Below are 15,985 nucleotides of genomic sequence, written 5' to 3'. Positions count from 1 at the left end.
TGAACCGGCCCCGCACGGCTACGCCGTCGCCCGCGACGACGACAGCCGGACGAGGCCGTCGGCGACGGCCGGCAGCGTCCGGAAGCTGGTCACCCGTACGTCCGCGTCGGGCGCGGGCAGGCCGAAGCGGTTCCTGAGCCGGGCGAACATCTCGACCTGCTTCAGCGAGTCGACGCCCAGGTCGGCATCCAGGTCCGCGTCGTCGCTGAAGACGTCCTCGGGATAGTCCAGCGCCTCGGCGTATTCCCGGCGCAGCACGGCGATCAGTTCGTCGCGGGGCGGCAGCCCGGCCGCCGCTGGCAGCCCGGCCGCCGCTGGCAGCCCGGTCGCTTCCGGCAGCCCGGCCGATTCCGGCGGTGCGGTCGCTTCCGGCGGCGCGGGCGGCACGGCGGTGGGGGCACCGGCGGCGGTGGGGGTGCCGGCGCGGCGCCGCCCCGGGCCGCGGCGACGGCCGACGCCGCGCCGACGCGCTGCTTGAGCGGGGCGTGCGTGGTGACCCCGGACAGGTTCTGTCCCACCAGGTCGGTGAGGATGGACCGGGCGCCGCACTCCACGAAGGTCTCGACGCCCTGCTCGTACAGGTCGCGTACGGCGTCGGCGAAGCGCACCGGTGTCGTCAGGTGCGACGCCAGCGCCTGGCGGAGGTCGTCGTCGGCGGTGTAGTAGCGCAGGCCGATGGCGGAGAAGACGCGTACCGCCGGTGGCCGGACGGTGATGTCCCGCAGCCCGGCGGCGTACTCCTCGGCCACCGGACGCAGCACGCGGTTGTGGAACGGGTACGGCGCCCGCAGTCGCCGCGCCCGTACCCCGGCAACGGCGGCCAGGGCCTCGACCCGGGACAGTTCCTCCTCGGGGCCGGACACCACCGTCTGCCGCGGCGCGTTGACCGCCGCCACCTCGACCTCCCACGTGCCGAGGGCGGTCAACATGGCACCGGCGCGGGTCGCCCCGGCCGACAGGCTCACCATGCCGCCGTCCGGCGGTCGTCGCCGGGCGCAGGCGGCGTCGCGGGCCGCGACCATCCGGGCGCCGTCCTCGACCGTGAGCGCTCCCGCCGCCGTCAGTGCCGCGATCTCCCCGAAGCTGTGGCCGAGCAGCACGTCCGGGCGTGCGTCGGTGGAGTCGGTGAGCAGCCGGTACAGGGCGACGGAGGTGGCGAAGATCGCCAGGTGGGCCCGTGGTGGGTCGGTGCCGGCGAGTTCGTCGGCCGGCACGGCACCGGCGTCGAGCAACAACGGCGAGACCGGTTCGTTCCCGTTCCGCCGGGCCACCAGGTCCACCGTCTCCAGGACGTCGCGGACGGCCGCGTCGTCCGTGAGTTCCATCAGTACGCCGGGAAGGTAGGCGCCCTGGCCGGGAAACAACAGCGCACGTCGAGATCTCATGTACAGCCCTCCTGCTGTGGTGCCCGGCTCACGCCACGGGCCAGTCAGTCGGTGATGGGGGCGCCCGGCATCTCCACGGCCTGGAGGCGGGACAGGCTCTCGGATCGAAGTGGCAACTGGTCGTGCAAACCGCCAGTTATCCGCATGGATCAGGCATACCTAGAAGCTACGGCAGCTCAACGGCTCATGTGTCCCGATCATCGAAAGTTGCGGACCGGTCGATGACGGTCTCGCGCGGTGGGTCCGACGCCGCCGGTTCCGGAGGCGGGAGCAAGTGCCGGTGCGGCCCGGCGGTCAGCCCGCCGGAGATGGTGGACGCTGTTCGAGTCTCATCGAGACGTACTCGGTGAACCCGGCGCGCCGGGCGAACCGCACCGGACGCCGCCGGTACGGGGTGAAGCCGAGCTTGCGGTAGAGGGCGAGGGCCGCGACGTTGGTGTCCTTGATGTCCTGCAGGACGTACGTCCGGTGCTCTGGCAGGGCGAGCAGGTGCGTGAGCAGTGCCGTGGCCACCCCGCGCCCCTGATGGGCGGGGGCGGTCGTGACGAAACCGATCTCGGCGACGTCCTCGCCGGCGTCGTCGGGAACACCCATGAACTGACTGCGGACCACCAGATGGCTGATCGTGCCGTGGACGAATCCGAGGTGCCGCCGGAACTCCCGCCGTCTGGGGGCGAAGCACTGCTGCTCCCCGGTGGTGAAGGAGGCGACCGCGGCGGGCTTGCCGTCGACGAGGGCGACGTGGAAGCGGTCGGGCAGGATCATGTGCGCGAACGCGTCGGTGACCTTCGCCGGGTCGGGCGAGAAGTACGCGAAGTCCTCGGCGAATCCGCCGACGAGGACCTCGGTGATCGGCCGGCGGTACTCCTCGCCGAGTTCGTCTCCCCGTACGACGTCGGTCATCGGTCGCTCCGATCGGTGTCCGTGGGGGCGAGCACCCGCAGGACCGCCTCCGGGCTGGGCAGGCTCACCTCGTCGGGCAGGGCGAGTCTGGTCGTGACGATGCCGCTGAGCAGTGCCAGATAACAGAGGACCATCTCGGCCGGATCCCCGGCGCCGAACCGGCCCCGGCGTTGACCGCGCCGGATGACCTCGGTCAGTGCCTGTCTGAACGCCTGATGACCGGGCCGGAGGCGGTCGCGGACGCCCGCCGGCTCGTCGGCCAGGAAAGCCTGGTTGACGACCATGAAGAACTCCGCGGCGTCCCTGTCGGTGGCGATGTCGGCGAGGAAACGCCGGGTGAAGTCGTGCAGCACGGACGCCGCGTCACCGTCCCCGGTGAGGGTGCGCGCGGTCGCGAACAGGCCGTCGGCCGCCCGGGTGACCACCTCGGTGAAGAGTTCGTCCTTGCTCGCGTGGTGCTGGTAGATCAAACCGGTGCTCACCCCGGCCTCGCGGGCGATGTCGCGCATGTTCGTCGCCGCGAACCCGTGCCGGGCGAACAGCCGGACCGCGGCGGTCAACACGGCCTCGTGGGTGGCCGCGCGCATCGCCTCGTTACGGGCCGCCGAGCGTGGCACCGGACCCTCCCATCATTCAGTGAACCAATGTTCACTATACAGAGGTGGGTCGGCCTGCCCGTTTCCGGGCGGTCCTCACGTCCTGCCGGCGGCGCCCCACGCGGCCTCGACCAGGGCCGGGAGTATCCGGGCGGCGGATCCGCGCAGGTTGACGTCGCAGATCGCGTCGAGCGGCGTCGGCAGCGGGTTGACCTGCACGACGGTGGCCCCGGAACGGGCCGCGATCCGGGGGATCTCGGCGGCCGGGTACACCACGCCGGACGTGCCGACGGTCAGCAGCACGTCGCAGGTGGCGGCGGCCTCGGCCGCCGCCGTCAACGCGGCCTCCGGCAACGCCTCGCCGAACCACACCACCCCGGGCCGTACGAGCGCCCCGCAGTGCCCGCACCGGGGCGGTGCCAGCCGGCTGCCCTCGCCCGGATCGGCAACGTCGTTCGCCGGGTCCGCGAAGGCGGCGGGGTGGGCGGCCCGGCCCACACAGCGGGGTGCGAACAGGCTGCCGTGCAGGTGGACCGGGGCCCGGGAGCCGGCCCGCTCGTGCAGGTCGTCGACGTTCTGGGTGACGACGACGGTGCCCGGGACCAGGTCCTCGATCGCGGCCGTGGCCAGATGCCCGGGGTTGGGCCGGGCCCGGCGCACCCGCGCGCGCCGCCACTCGTACCAGCCCCAGACCAGGTCCGGGTCCGCGTGGAACGCCTCCGGGGTGGCGAGCTGCTCGGCGTCGTACCGGGCCCAGAGCCCGGTGAGGTCGTCACGGAAGGTCGGCACGCCGCTCTCGGCCGAGATCCCGGCGCCGGTGAAGACGACGACCCGACGAGCATGCCCGAGGAGTGCGGCGGCACCCGGAAGAACACTCTCCATCCGGGAAATCCTGCCATCGGCGGAGGCTCGTCCACGTGCCGTGCCGTCGCCGGCCGAAACTAGCGCAGCGGCCGGAAGCCGGCGCGGACCTCTTCCGAGAAGGCGTCCGGTCGCTCCCAGGCCGCGAAGTGCCCGCCCTTGTCCAGCTCGTTGTAGTAGACGAGACCGGGGTACGCCGTCTCCACCCAGGTCCGTGGGGCCTGGTACAGCTCGTGGGGGAAGACGCTGACGGCGGTCGGCGTGGCGACACCCTTGGTGGCGAAGAACGAGAGCTTGTTCTCCGCGTAGAGACGGGACGCGGACACCGCCGTGTTCGTCAGCCAGTAGAGCGTGAGGTTGTCGAGGACGTCGTCCCGGGTGAGGCCGCCGGGGCGACCGGTGAAGGCCTGGGAGATCAGCTCCAGGCTGCGCGCGTCGTGGTCGAGCAGGAAGGCCGCCATGCCGACGGGTGAATCCGCCAGTCCGGTCAGCGTCTGCGGCCGCGTACCCATCATCAGGGAGTAGGCGACGTGCTTCCAGACGAAGTCCAGTTGCTCGCACGCGCGCCGTTCCTCGGTGGAGAGGCCGGAAGGAAGCGAGCCGAGTGCGTTGTTCGCCCCGGTGATGTCGCCCTGGAACAACTTGTCGATGTCCGGTGGGACCGCGCCCGGCATGTTGGTGTGGATGCCGATCAGTTCCGGCGGTGCCTGCACGCCCATCAGGTCGGTGATGATCGCGCCCCAGTCGCCGCCCTGCGCGACGAACCGCGCGTACCCGAGGCGCTTCATCAGCTCGGTCCACGCCCGGGCGACGTGCTCGGGGCCCCACCCGGGCGTGGTCGGCTTGCCGGAGAAGCCGTGGCCCGGCAGTGACGGGATCACCAGGTGGAAGGCGTCCGAGGCGCTGGCACCGTGGGCGGTGGGATCGGTGAGCGGTCCGATGATCTTCAGTTGTTCGATCACCGAACCGGGCCATCCGTGGGTGACGATGAGCGGCAGCGCGTCGTCGTGTTTCGAGCGGACGTGGATGAAGTGGATGTCCAGCCCGTCGATCTCGGTCGTGAACTGCGGCAGGTCGTTCAGCCTCGCCTCGACCTTCCGCCAGTCGTAGTCGCTCTCCCAGTAGCGCGCGACGGCCTGGATCGTCGCGAGCGGTACGCCCTGCGACTGATCTCCGACGGTCTCCTTTTCGGGCCAGCGGGTGGCCGCGACGCGCCGGCGCAGGTCCTCGAGTGCCGCCTGCGGGATCTCCACCGTGAACGGCCGGATCTGTGCGGTGCGCGTCGGTGCTTCGGTCTTGACAGCCACGTCGGTCTCCTGCTCCCGTCCTCTTTGGAAGGTCGAGCGCGGATCATGTCCGCCCGGCCTTTCCGGCCAGCCCTCCCGCCGACACTAGAGCGCCGTCAGCGTGGGCCGTGGGGCATCCGAACAATCTCGTTCGTCGTCTCGTTCGACGCCGTTCGGGGTGTTCGTCACCACCGGGTCTCTTCATCCCGGGTCGCCGCCGGCGCGACCGTCAGCGGGATCGACCGGGCCGGCCGGCACCGGTTCCGCCGGCCGGAGCGGGCGTCGGCGCGAACGGACGTACCAGGCGACGGCGAGCGCGACGCCGAGGCCGGGCAGCCCCCACGGGTGGTTCCGGACGGTCGCGCTGAAGACGACCGGCTGGCTGAGCCCGCCGATCTCACCGCGTACGGTGTAGCGGCCGACCGCCGGGGCGGGAATGGTGAAGGGCAGCCGGACGACCCGCTGCTCGCCGGGCGCGATGGTGTCCAGCAGCGGCGGGGGTACGAAGCCGGTCGGTTCGTCACCCCGGCCGAGGGTGACCGAGACGGCCGGCTCGACCGCCGGGGCGGTGCCGTCGTTGCGGACGGTCGCCACGAGCAGTTGTCGCGCGGATCCTCCGAACACGCTGCTCCAGGACGGCTGCGCGCTCACCCGCAGTTCGGTGACGACGAGTTTCGCCGCCGGCACCGTGCCGGTTTCGGTCGTGGGGGCGGCGGCCGGTGCGGTGCCGCCGGTGACGCTCAGCGGTACGGTCCCGCTCGTGCCCTGGTCCAGGCTGGTCGCGCGGACGACGCACGGGCAGGCGGCCGGTGGGGCGGCGACCCGCAGCCGGGTACGGGCCGGCCGGTTTCCGGTGACCGCGACCTGGACCGCCGAGGTGACGGCGCAGTCGGCCGACCCGCGCCGCCCGGCGTTGCCGCACAGTTCGATGTTGACCAGGCCGGCCGGCCAGCCGGTCAGCGTCACGGTGAGCTGGGCGCCGACGGCGACCTCCGCGCGGTCGATCCCGATCGTCGGCGGGCCGGCGGTCGGCTCGGCCGCCGCGGCGACGGGCGTGCCCAGGGCGGCCGCGACCGCGAGCGCCGCGGCTCCGGTCGCGAACCGGGTGCCGCGCCGGCCTGGCCGGGCCCGACCGGCGGTTGAGGATCGGCCGATGGCTAGGGGATGGCCGGCGGCTGGAGGTTGGCCGGCGGCTAGGGGATAACCGGCGGCTGGGGGATGGCCGGCGGTTGGGGAAGGGGGGCGGGTCATCCGGGCCGGCCGGCCGGTGTCGTCGCGGTGTCGGCCGGGCGCCCGTCGGTGTCGGCCGCCGATGCGGCGCGGCCGGCGGTGCGGGGTTTGCGCCGACGGGTCGCCCCCACGGCCAGGGCGGCGGCGAGCAGGCCGAGGACCAGCAGGACCCAGGGGACGGCCCAGACCCCGTGCGTACGGGTCACCGCCGGCAGCGGTACGTCCATGGTGGAGGGTGTGACGGTGACGGCGACGTCGAGGCGGCCGGCGGCCGGCAGGCCGGTGATCCGTTCGGTCACCTCGGTCACCCCGCCGGGCAGCAGTTCCGGTACGTCGACGGTGCCGGTCCGCGCCAGCTTCCACCGCAGCGGCCCGTCGACGCCGACGTGGGCCGTACCGGCGATGCGGACGTTGCCGGTGTTGCGCAGCCGGTACCGCACCTCCACGGTGCCGCGGTCGAGCGGGTTGAGCGGCAGGTGGCTGGTGACCCGCAGGGTCTCGATCTGGAGGGCGGGGGTCAACGGCCCGGCGACGCGTAGGTAGATCCGGGCGGCGACCCGCCGGTCGACGTTGACCCGCTGGCCGTCGGCGGTCGTGCCGGCGGCCGTCACCGAGGCGATCAGGCCCCCGGCGTGGTCGCCCGGGGTGGCGTCGGCCGGGACGATCAGCTGGAACGGGACGACGACGTGGCGCCCGGCCGGCACCACGACCTGCCTGGTGGCGATGGTCGCCCAGGTGCCGACGCCGGTCGGCGGCTGGCTGGCCGGGAGCAGGCCGAAGCTTCCGTCGGCGGTGGTGAACGCGTCGGTGCCGTACAGGTTGAGGGTCAGCGGGGTGCGGCCGAGGTTGCGGACCGCGATCTGGTCGTCGATGCGCTGCCCGGGGCTGGCGTCGTAGACGAAGTAGCTGCGCCCGGTGGGACCGGTGGCGTCGGAGGGCTGGACCGCCCAGGTGATTCCGGAATCGGTGGGGGCGGTGGCGGGGCTGGAAGGTTCGGGCGCCGCGGCCACCGGCGTGGGTACGCCGACGAGCGCCGCCGCGAGTAGTGCTGGCAGCCAACGGTGCCGCATGGGAACTCTCCGGTACGGGGATGACGCGGAGGCGCCCGCCGCAGCGGCGGGCGCCTCCGCAGGGCGGATCAGGACAGGGTTACGGTCAGGGTCGCGGTGTAGTCGCCCGGCGTGCTGGACGCCGGTACGCCGAGGTTGAGCTGCGCCCCGCACTCGAACTGCCCGCCGCTGGCGCCGGCCGCCGAGGAGCAGAGGGTACGGGCCGTACCCAGGCCGGTGCCCGCGCCCGGGTTGGCCGCGGCACCCGGAGTCACCACGCCCGGGGTGCTGACCAGTCCGTCGTTGACGAACGAGGCGGTCGGCACCCAGCCGAGGTTGTCCGGTGCGATGGTCCCGCCGAGCGGGCTGGTGAACTGCTCCACCTGCCCGACGAGGTTCCAGCCCGCGTTGGTGCCGCGCTGGTCCTTGACGGTGACCGTGTTGAGGGCACCGGTGGCGGTGCCGCCCGGCTCGACCGCGGACAGGGCCACCGTCGAACCCGCCACGGCGAGCGTGAGGGGGCCCGTCTGCCGCACCTGGGCGGTGATCTCCTGGTCGGCGCTGCCGGCCGCGGGGGTGGCGAAGCTGACCGGGGTGAAGGTGTCCTGGCTCCGGTCGGCCGAGCCGTGCGCGGCGAAGGTCAGGATGTAGCACTGCACCACGGTGCAGTCGACATCGTTGCCGTTGCCGTCGGTGTAGCGGGCCGCGACGTCGAGCGTGGTGTCGAACGTGCCGTCGGCGTTCAGGACGTCCTGGCCGCCGCTCGGCGTCGTGACGTTCTTGTTGACCCACTTGACCGACTTGTAGCGTCGCGAGTTGACCCAGTAGTCGGCGTCGTTCTTCGGGCCGAAGGCGACGTAGATCCCGCTGCCGTTCGCCGCCTGCGGGTCGAACCCAGAACCGGTGACCGTCGCCGTCGTACCCGCCGGGTCGATGCCGGTTGCGGGGTTGACGGTGACGGTCGGTGCGGCCGCGCCGCCGCCGGCGGTGATCCGTACGGTCGCCGGGTCCAGGGCGGTGCCGGCACCGTAGAAGCCGGCGAACGCCGACGCCCCGATCTCGGTCATCGTCGCGGCCAGGTTGGACCAGGTCACGGTGGGGCCCTCGGACTGTGGGCTGCCGGTGGCCAGCGTCGCGATCTCGGCCTGGTCGACCGAGATCGGTTCGAAGCCGCCGCCGGTGACCGTCAGGTCGACGTCGGCACGCAGCGACCCGGCCGCACCGCTGAGGACCACCGTGGGGTTGGCCATGGTGATCGTGAAGAAGTGCGACGGGTAGGAGAAGACGACCGTGCCGTCGTAGTGGACGGTCGCCGTCCCGGCGGCGGCGTCGTAGTTGCCGTCGCGGAACGAGAACCGGAACGTGCCGTCGGTGTTGCGGGTCGCCCCGTCACTGACCGCGATCGGCGGGTTGCCGTTTCCGGTGGCGACGTAGTTGCGGAACGACGCCTTGAATCCCCAGTCGAGGCTGCCGGCGGTGACGTCCACCGGGGCTGCCGACGCCGGGGTGACCACGAAGAGGGCGGTGGCCCCACCGAGTACGGCGGCCGTCACCCAACGTAGCGGACTGCGCCGGCTGGTTCCGGCGCTGAGTCTGCCCATGTTGCTTCCTTTCGTCAGGTCGGGGGAGATCCCCAAGAGCAACTTAGGTTAGCCTCACCCAACCTCACGTCAACTCGACGTTCCGGTGGGGATTCGGCCGGTCCCGGTGGGTCTGAACTGCCCGGTCGACCGACTTGATCTTTAAGGGTGATGGACTTAGGTTAGGCAGTCCTAAGCTGTCTCGCGTGGAGAGCGTGGAGAGTCTGATGCCATCCCGTCCCAACCTTCGACGCCTCGTCGGCACCGGCCCGACGCTGGCCCTGCTCTGCGCCACCGCGGTCACCGCCGTCGGGCTCGCCCCCGCCCCGGCGTGGGCGGAGACCGTCGGCCAGGGCGCCAACGGACAACGACTGACCGTGAGCAAGACGACCGGGATCAACCGGCAGGGCGAGACGCTCTCGGTCTCCGGCACCGGCTACGACACGAGCAAGGGCATCTACGTCGCCTTCTGCGTCGACAACGGCGCCGGCACCGCGCCGTCGCCCTGCGGTGGCGGCATCGACATGTCCGGCAACTCCGGCGCATCACAATGGATCTCGTCCAACCCACCCGCGTACGGCGAAGGACTCGCCATCCCGTACGGGCCCGGCGGGTCCTTCTCCGTCCAGGTGAAGGTCAGCACCAAGATCGGCGACGTCGACTGCACCGTCACCCGCTGCGCCGTCGTCACCCGCACCGACCACCTGCGGACCGCCGACCGCTCCCAGGACGTCCGGGTGCCCGTCACCTTCGCCGCCGCCCAGCCGGCACCGGGCAACCCGCCCCCTCCCGCCGCGAACCCGAGCAACCCCGGCCCCGGCCGTACGACCCCGGCACCCGGCGCCCCGACCACCGCAACTCAGCCCGCCACCGCCGGCGTCGCGGCCACCGCCTCCGCCGCCACCCCCGGCGGCGCACCCGCGGCCGACGGCGCCGCGACCGCCGCCGCCGACGTCACCCGCGTCAGCCAGAGCACCGCCGCCGACCGCTGGTGGAACGCCGCCCTGATCGCGCTCGCCGGCGTCGTGGCCCTCCTGCTCGTCCTGCGGTTCCGGCGCCGACGGGGGGAACGGTGAGAGGCCGGCGCCTGGTCGCGACCCTCGGCGGGATCGCGCTGCTCGCACTGACCGCCTGCGCCCCGGGACCGACCGGCGCCACCGCGTCCGACGTGGACCCCGCGATCGGCTGCGGCCCCGCCACCGCCCGGCTCCCCGACCAGGACGTCGCCCCGGTCGACGACAACCCGCCGAGCCACCTGCCGGTCACCGTGACCTCCGCCGACGGCACCGACGTCACCGTCACCGACGCCAGCCGCATCCTGCCGGTCAACCTGTACGGGTCCATCGCCGAGATCGTCTTCAGCCTGGGCCTCGGCGACCGGGTCGTCGGCCGGGACACCTCCACGACCCTCGCCGCCGCCGCCCACCTGCCGGTGGTCACGCCGGCCGGCCACGACCTGTCCGGCGAGGCGATCCTGCGCCTCGACCCGACCGTCGTCATCGCCGACAACAGCATCGGACCCCCCGAGGTGCTCAACCAGCTCCGCCGGTCCGGAATCGCCGTCGTCCTCGTCGACGACGAACAGACCCTGCCGGCGATCTCCCGCCACATCCGGGCCATCGCCACCGCGCTCGGCGTGCCGCAGAGCGGGGAGAAGCTGGTCGCCCGGGTCGAGGGCGAGATCGCCGGCGCCCGCCGGCAGGCGCCGTCCGGCCGCCCCCTGCGCATCGCCTTCCTCTACCTGCGCGGCACCGCCGGGGTGTTCCTCATGGGCGGCAAGGGTGCCGGATCCGACGAGATGATCCGGGCGATCGGCGCGGTCGACGCCGGCACCGAGATCGGGCTGGTCAAGTTCCGCCCGCTGACCAGCGAAGGACTGATCAACGCCGCGCCCGACGTCATCCTCGTGATGACCCACGGGCTGGAGTCCGTCAAAGGTGTCGACGGCCTGATCGCGATGCCCGGCGTCGGCCAGACCCCGGCCGGCCAGAACCGGCGCGTCGTCGACATGGACGACGGCCTCCTGCTCAACTTCGGCGCCCGGACCGGGCCGGCGATCGCGGCACTCGCCGAGGCGGTCTACCGCTCATGCCGGTGAACCCGACCACCGAGCGGCGGCCCACCGCCGTACCGCCGCCGGCCGGCACCGAACAGCGGCCCCGGCCGACCGGACGCGCCCGCCGCCGTGGCTGGCTGCTGGTCGCCGGACTGCTCGGCCTGCTCGCGCTGCTCTGCCTGGTCGCCGCCGGCACCGGCCAGGTACGGATACCACCGGACGAGGTCCTCGGCTCGGTCCTGCACCGCCTCGGCCTGCCGATCGGACCGACACCCACCGCACCACAGGGTGACAACGCCCTGTGGGTCGTCCGGTTCCCCCGCGTCGCGCTTGCCGTCGTCGTCGGCGCCGCACTGGGCTGTGCCGGCGCCGTCATGCAGGGCGTCTTCGGCAATCCGCTCGCCGAGCCCGGCGTCATCGGGGTCTCCTCCGGTGCGGCGGTCGGCGCCGCCGCCACCATCGTCACCGGAATCTCCGTCGCCGGCGGCTGGACCGTCGCCGCGGCCGCCTTCTGCGGCGGCCTGCTCACCACGTTCCTGGTCTACGCGCTGTCCCGGTCCAACGGCCGTACCGAGGTCGTCACCCTGGTCCTGACCGGCATCGCGGTCAACGCCGTGGCCGGCGCGCTGCTCGGAGTGCTGATGTTCTTCGGCGACGCCGACGCCGTACGCGCCATCGCGTTCTGGCAACTGGGCAGCCTCGCCCAGGCCAACTGGGCGGCCGTCGCCGTCACCGCACCGTGCGCGGCCGTCGGCATCGCCGCCTCGGTCGCCGCCGCCCGGCGGCTGGACCTGCTCGCCCTCGGTGAGCGACCGGCCCGGCACCTCGGCGTCGACGTCGAGCGGCTGCGCATCGTGATGATCACCGTCACCGCGCTGCTGGCCGCGTCCGCCGTCGCGTTCACCGGCGTGATCAGCTTCGTCGGCCTGGTCGTACCCCACCTGATCCGGATGGTGACCGGCCCCGGCCACCGCATCCTGGTCCCGGCCAGCGCGCTGGGCGGGGCGGCGGTCGTGGTCGCCGGCGACCTCGTCGCCCGCACCCTGATCGACTATCAGGAACTGCCGCTGGGTGTGCTGACCGCGCTGATCGGCGGCCCCTGCTTCTTCTGGCTCCTGCGCCGCACCCGGGCCCGTGCCGGAGGCTGGGCATGACCGGGTGGCGGCGCGGCGACCGGGCCGCCAAGGCGGCACCATCCACATCGGAGCCGCCGGTCGCCGCGCACGGGCTGCACGTCCGGCTCGGCGGCCGGCCGGTGCTGCACGACGTCAGCCTGCGGGTCCGCGCCGGCGAAGTGCTCGCCCTGGTCGGGCCGAACGGCGCCGGCAAGTCGACCCTGCTCGCCGCCCTCTGCGGCGACCTACCCGTCACCGCCGGCGAGATCCGGATCCAGGGGACGCCGCTGTCGGCGTGGCGGCCGATCGAACTCGCCCGCCGCCGGGCGATGCTGCCGCAGCGGGCCACCGTCGCCTTCCCGTTCACCGCAGCCGACGTCGTGCACATGGGCCGGGCCCCCTGGGCCGGCCGGCCCGAACAGGCCGAAGACACCGAAGCCGTCGCCACGGCGCTGCGCCTGGCCGACATCGAACACCTCGCCGACCGGCCGTTCCCCAGCCTCTCCGGCGGGGAGCAGGCCCGGGTCGCGCTCGCCCGGATGCTCGCCCAGCGGGCCCCGATCCTGCTGCTCGACGAGCCGACCGCCGCGCTCGACGTACGCCACCAGGAACTGGTGCTCGGCATCGCCCGCGACCGCGCGGCGGCCGGCAACGCCGTCGTCGTCGTGTTGCACGACCTGACCCTGGCCGCCGCGTACGCCGACCGGATCGCCCTGCTCGCCCAGGGCCGCCTGGTCGTCGACGGGTCCCCGGCCGAGGTGCTGACCGCGGAGCGGCTCAGCCGGACCTATCAACACGACATCGAGATCGTGCTCCATCCCCGCACCGGCACCCGCCTGGTGCTACCGATCCGAACGACGGAGAATGCCAGATGACCGACACCCTTGACGCGGCCGCCGACGCCGGGATCGCCGCCCGGCTGCGTGCCGCCACGGACGCCGCCCACCAGGCCGCGGAGTCGACCACCTACGTGACCGACCTGATCGCCGGGAAGTTCGCCGTGGAGGGCTACGCGCTCCTGGTCACCCAGCACTACTTCATCTACGAGATCCTCGAGGAGGCGGCCGGGGCGATGCGCGACGACCCGGTCGCCGGACCGTTCGTCGCCGACGAGCTCACCCGCCTGCCCGCGCTGGTCGAGGACCTCGACTACCTTCGCGGCCCGGGCTGGCGCGAGGAGAGCGTCGCGGGCGCGGCGACCGAGGCATACCGGCAGCGGCTGCGGCAGGTCTGCTTCACCTGGCCGGCCGGATTCGTCGCCCACCACTACACCAGGTACCTCGGCGACCTGTCCGGGGGTGCCGTCGTGGCGAAGGCGATCCGTGCGACGTACGAGTTCCCGGCCGGGCGCGGCACGAGGTTCTACGAGTTCGACGGTATCCCCAGCCGGGGCCGGTTCAAGCGGGAGTACCGCGAACGGCTGGACGCGCTGCCGTTGACGCCGGAGGAGTTCGACCGGATGGCCGGCGAGGCCGTCGTCGCCTTCGACCTCAACCGGGCGGTCTTCACGGAGCTGGCGCAGGCGGCCCGGCCGTACCCGCGCCGGCTCGGGGAACCGGCCGGCTGACGGCCGGTGCGCGGGGCGGGACGGGACGTTCCCGTCCGGCCCCGCCGGTCGGCCCGATGTGCACCCTGGTGGGGCGGCGACGGGGTGGTTACGCTCAGTATGCCAGTGGTCGATGTCCTGCATGGGAGAGTCGGATGGCACCCGTTGCCGGCCAACCAGGACCTGCTCCGTGGTGCCGGGAGCGGGATTCCGGCGGAGGCCGTCGACGCCGGGCTACGCTGGCTCCGCGCCGGTGGACCCGCGCCGAGACCCCTGTCGGTCCACCTCGACGTCACCCTCCGCTGCGCCGCGCGCTGCACGCACTGCGCACAGTGGACCTGGAAGGAGCGGCCCGACCTCGACCCCGCACGGATTGACCTGCTGATCGCGACGCTCCAGAGGTGGCGGGTCCGTACGGTGACGCTCGGCGGGGGCAACCCCCTGCTGCCACGACGTCCTCGACCCGGTCCAGGCCGATCGACGCCGGACGGCCCGGCCGCTGCTCGTCGATCAGGCCGTCCAGCCGCAGCTTCAGGAACCGCCGCCGCCACTTACCCACAGTGGACAGATGGACGCCCAGTTCCGTCGCCACGTCGACGTTCGAGGCGCCCTCGGCGCACGCCAGGACGATCCGTGAACGCATCGCCAACACCTGCGACGACTTCGCCCGCCGCGACCAACGCGTCAACGTCGCGCGCTCTTCGTCCGTCAGCGTCAACGGCGGGGTCGGACGCCCGGTTTTCGGCACCCCGCAGCTTACACCCACTTATCAGGCGAACTTCTGGCGCAGGACACTAGTGTCCTGAGTCGTTAGTTCGGCCGCAGATAGTGGTCTGTCGGGATGGCTGGTCGTCCGCGTGGTGCGGTGGAGCTCCGAGGCCTCCGGCCTGTCGCTGATCAACCGGAAACCGCGCGGATCCAGCCACCGCAGCCTCGCCGAACTCGAAACCGACGTCCAAGCCTGGATCTACGCGTGGGCCGCCGACCGAAACCCTTCGTCTGGACCAGAACCGACGACGACCTCCTCAACAGCCTCCACATACTGCCCGCGAATTGACGACTCAGGACCCTGGGCGAGCGAATCCTTCCTGACGGGGCGCCTGCCGTAAGCCGTCTATCCCGCCGAAGTGGCGGCGATCCGCGGGCTGGCCGCCGCAGCCCTCGCCGGTCACAATAATCCCGACATACCGTTGGATTTCGGTTCTGACGCATGCATCCACCATCGTCGTTACGTTCGCTCCGCGCCAAGCGTCGGGCTTATCAGTCAGTGACGATCCGACTACGGTGAGAATTCCCAGAGAGAGAAAGAGAGGGACGTTATGCCGTTGTCGTTAGCGGATTTCGCCACGCTCGGGAACAAGCCGATCACGATCAAATCGTGGTACTTTCCGAATGTATATCTGCGCATGGACGGTGCCGGGGTGACGACCTTCAGCGGGTCTGGCAGTGGGACGGTCAACTGCCAGTTCGGCGCGGGGCCCTTGGAGAAGTACAAGCTCCACCGGCAGGCGGACGGTTCGTTCTCCTTCGAATCGGTGACCTGGCCAAACGTGTACTTGCGTATGGACGGCGCCGGGTTGGTGCCCGGGGGGGCTGGCGGCGGGAGGGTCAACTGCCAGTTTGGCGCGGATACCCACGAAAAGTTCAAGCTTTTCCCGCAGTCGGGCGATTCGTTTTCCTTCGAGTCGGCGACGATCTTTCCGGGTGTGTTCTTGCGCATGGTCGCCGACGGGGTGACCGCCGCCACCGATCAGGGCGGTGGGATAGTCAACTGCCAATACCTCGAAGACGTCACCAGGTTCGGTCCCAGCGGCGGCGCCCACGAAAGATTCATTCTCGACGTGGCCAACTAGCCGCGCTCCGGCGAGGTGGTGGGACGTCCTGGTTGGATGACCTGGCTGGGACGTGCCGGGTGTGGTGATCAGCAGATAGGGCAGGCACGCCCTTTCCAGCCATATGTGGTGTCGAAGCCGACAAGCGTGCTAGAGGGCCGTGCCTGCGCCTATCTTCCACCATCGCTCGGATAGCGGTCCGTTGTCACCCCCCTGCCAGGCGATCCAGGACTGCGTGACCCACAGGGGGGTGCGCGCCCGCTTCGCGCTGGTCGACCCCGCCTCACCCCGGCCGACTGGCTGGTGCCCGCCGACTACGCCCACCCTCGACGTCGGCGCGGCGGTCGAGAAGTTCCGCAAGATCTCGTCGCCGCCCGGGGCGGACGGCTCGTGCGAGGTCTACTTCCTGCCCAACGCGCCGACCTTCGTTCGTGATGGGAGTTTCCGACCAAGCGGCGACGTGTGCTGCTGAGCCGCTGCGGCGACTATGTGCTGTACGGCCCCGGGGTTGCGCACAGTTGGCACGCCGTGACCGACTCCACGGTG

17 protein-coding genes and 1 pseudogene are annotated in these 15,985 nt (G+C 72.2%); 8 read left to right on the top strand and 10 right to left on the bottom strand.

The window, feature by feature from the left end:
- Window positions 1–18: 18 nt before the first annotated feature.
- The 9 genes from AB0M79_RS22390 to AB0M79_RS22350 form a co-directional block, all read right to left on the bottom strand.
- Window positions 19–258, bottom strand: coding sequence for a phosphopantetheine-binding protein (locus AB0M79_RS22390; protein WP_364216862.1), 240 nt, complete (start codon window positions 256–258; stop codon window positions 19–21).
- A 5-nt stretch (window positions 259–263) separates the two neighbouring features.
- Window positions 264–1,385, bottom strand: a complete 1,122-nt coding sequence (locus AB0M79_RS22385; RefSeq protein WP_364216859.1) for an acyltransferase domain-containing protein — start codon at window positions 1,383–1,385, stop codon at window positions 264–266.
- A gap of 294 nt (window positions 1,386–1,679) precedes the next feature.
- On the bottom strand, window positions 1,680–2,288 hold the full coding sequence (locus AB0M79_RS22380) for a GNAT family N-acetyltransferase (protein ID WP_357539087.1): 609 nt from the start codon (window positions 2,286–2,288) through the stop codon (window positions 1,680–1,682).
- Window positions 2,285–2,905 (bottom strand): helix-turn-helix domain-containing protein, encoded by a 621-nt coding sequence (locus AB0M79_RS22375; RefSeq protein WP_364216855.1) that lies wholly within the window; start codon window positions 2,903–2,905, stop codon window positions 2,285–2,287. Before AB0M79_RS22375 ends, AB0M79_RS22380 begins: the two co-directional genes overlap by 4 nt.
- 75 nt (window positions 2,906–2,980) lie before the next feature.
- Window positions 2,981–3,766, bottom strand: a complete 786-nt coding sequence (locus AB0M79_RS22370) for an NAD-dependent protein deacylase (protein ID WP_364216852.1) — start codon at window positions 3,764–3,766, stop codon at window positions 2,981–2,983.
- Between the two features lie 59 nt (window positions 3,767–3,825).
- Entirely contained in the window at window positions 3,826–5,052 is a 1,227-nt protein-coding gene (locus AB0M79_RS22365) for an epoxide hydrolase family protein (RefSeq protein WP_364216849.1), read from the bottom strand.
- A gap of 180 nt (window positions 5,053–5,232) precedes the next feature.
- Complete coding sequence (locus AB0M79_RS22360) at window positions 5,233–6,282, bottom strand: hypothetical protein (protein WP_364216846.1); 1,050 nt, start codon at window positions 6,280–6,282, stop codon at window positions 5,233–5,235.
- Complete coding sequence (locus AB0M79_RS22355; RefSeq protein WP_357539092.1) at window positions 6,279–7,331, bottom strand: DUF916 domain-containing protein; 1,053 nt, start codon at window positions 7,329–7,331, stop codon at window positions 6,279–6,281. The genes AB0M79_RS22360 and AB0M79_RS22355 overlap by 4 nt, the downstream gene beginning before the upstream one ends.
- A 68-nt stretch (window positions 7,332–7,399) precedes the next feature.
- Window positions 7,400–8,911, bottom strand: a complete 1,512-nt coding sequence (locus AB0M79_RS22350; protein ID WP_364216842.1) for an HtaA domain-containing protein — start codon at window positions 8,909–8,911, stop codon at window positions 7,400–7,402.
- Window positions 8,912–9,117: 206 nt separating this feature from the next.
- Here AB0M79_RS22350 and AB0M79_RS22345 point away from each other — a divergent pair, with 206 nt between their 5' ends.
- From AB0M79_RS22345 to AB0M79_RS22320, 6 genes and pseudogenes are all read left to right on the top strand, one after another.
- The gene (locus AB0M79_RS22345) at window positions 9,118–9,966 is read left to right on the top strand and encodes a hypothetical protein (protein ID WP_364216839.1); all 849 of its coding nucleotides are present in this window, start codon (window positions 9,118–9,120) and stop codon (window positions 9,964–9,966) included.
- Window positions 9,963–10,988, top strand: a complete 1,026-nt coding sequence (locus tag AB0M79_RS22340) for an ABC transporter substrate-binding protein (RefSeq protein ID WP_364216836.1) — start codon at window positions 9,963–9,965, stop codon at window positions 10,986–10,988. Before AB0M79_RS22345 ends, AB0M79_RS22340 begins: the two co-directional genes overlap by 4 nt.
- Window positions 10,985–12,100, top strand: coding sequence for an iron ABC transporter permease (locus AB0M79_RS22335; RefSeq protein WP_364216833.1), 1,116 nt, complete (start codon window positions 10,985–10,987; stop codon window positions 12,098–12,100). The genes AB0M79_RS22340 and AB0M79_RS22335 overlap by 4 nt, the downstream gene beginning before the upstream one ends.
- Window positions 12,097–12,936 carry a heme ABC transporter ATP-binding protein gene (locus AB0M79_RS22330; protein WP_364216830.1) on the top strand — a complete coding sequence of 280 codons (840 nt, stop codon included), beginning with the start codon at window positions 12,097–12,099 and terminating at the stop codon, window positions 12,934–12,936. Before AB0M79_RS22335 ends, AB0M79_RS22330 begins: the two co-directional genes overlap by 4 nt.
- Complete coding sequence (locus tag AB0M79_RS22325; RefSeq protein WP_364216827.1) at window positions 12,933–13,628, top strand: biliverdin-producing heme oxygenase; 696 nt, start codon at window positions 12,933–12,935, stop codon at window positions 13,626–13,628. The genes AB0M79_RS22330 and AB0M79_RS22325 overlap by 4 nt, the downstream gene beginning before the upstream one ends.
- Before the next feature lie 99 nt (window positions 13,629–13,727).
- Window positions 13,728–13,997, top strand: a pseudogene (locus tag AB0M79_RS22320) (hypothetical protein); the annotation flags it as partial.
- On the opposite strand, the gene AB0M79_RS22315 reads toward AB0M79_RS22320, so the two are convergent.
- Window positions 13,900–14,250, bottom strand: a complete 351-nt coding sequence (locus AB0M79_RS22315; protein ID WP_364217232.1) for a helix-turn-helix domain-containing protein — start codon at window positions 14,248–14,250, stop codon at window positions 13,900–13,902. The pseudogene AB0M79_RS22320 and the gene AB0M79_RS22315 sit on opposite strands and share 98 nt — an antisense overlap.
- Before the next feature lie 682 nt (window positions 14,251–14,932).
- Between AB0M79_RS22315 and AB0M79_RS22310 the strand changes: the two genes are divergently transcribed.
- Window positions 14,933–15,460 (top strand): hypothetical protein, encoded by a 528-nt coding sequence (locus AB0M79_RS22310; RefSeq protein ID WP_364216824.1) that lies wholly within the window; start codon window positions 14,933–14,935, stop codon window positions 15,458–15,460.
- Between the two features lie 214 nt (window positions 15,461–15,674).
- A complete protein-coding gene (locus AB0M79_RS22305; RefSeq protein ID WP_364216821.1) occupies window positions 15,675–15,911 on the top strand; it encodes a hypothetical protein in 237 nt (78 codons plus the stop codon).
- Window positions 15,912–15,985 lie beyond the last annotated feature (74 nt).

This window comes from Polymorphospora sp. NPDC051019 (genome assembly GCF_040683055.1).
Classification (GTDB): Bacteria; Actinomycetota; Actinomycetes; order Mycobacteriales; family Micromonosporaceae; genus Polymorphospora; species Polymorphospora lycopeni.
The sequence above is the reverse complement of the archived record's forward strand: the minus strand, read 5'-3'. Positions and strand labels throughout refer to the sequence as shown.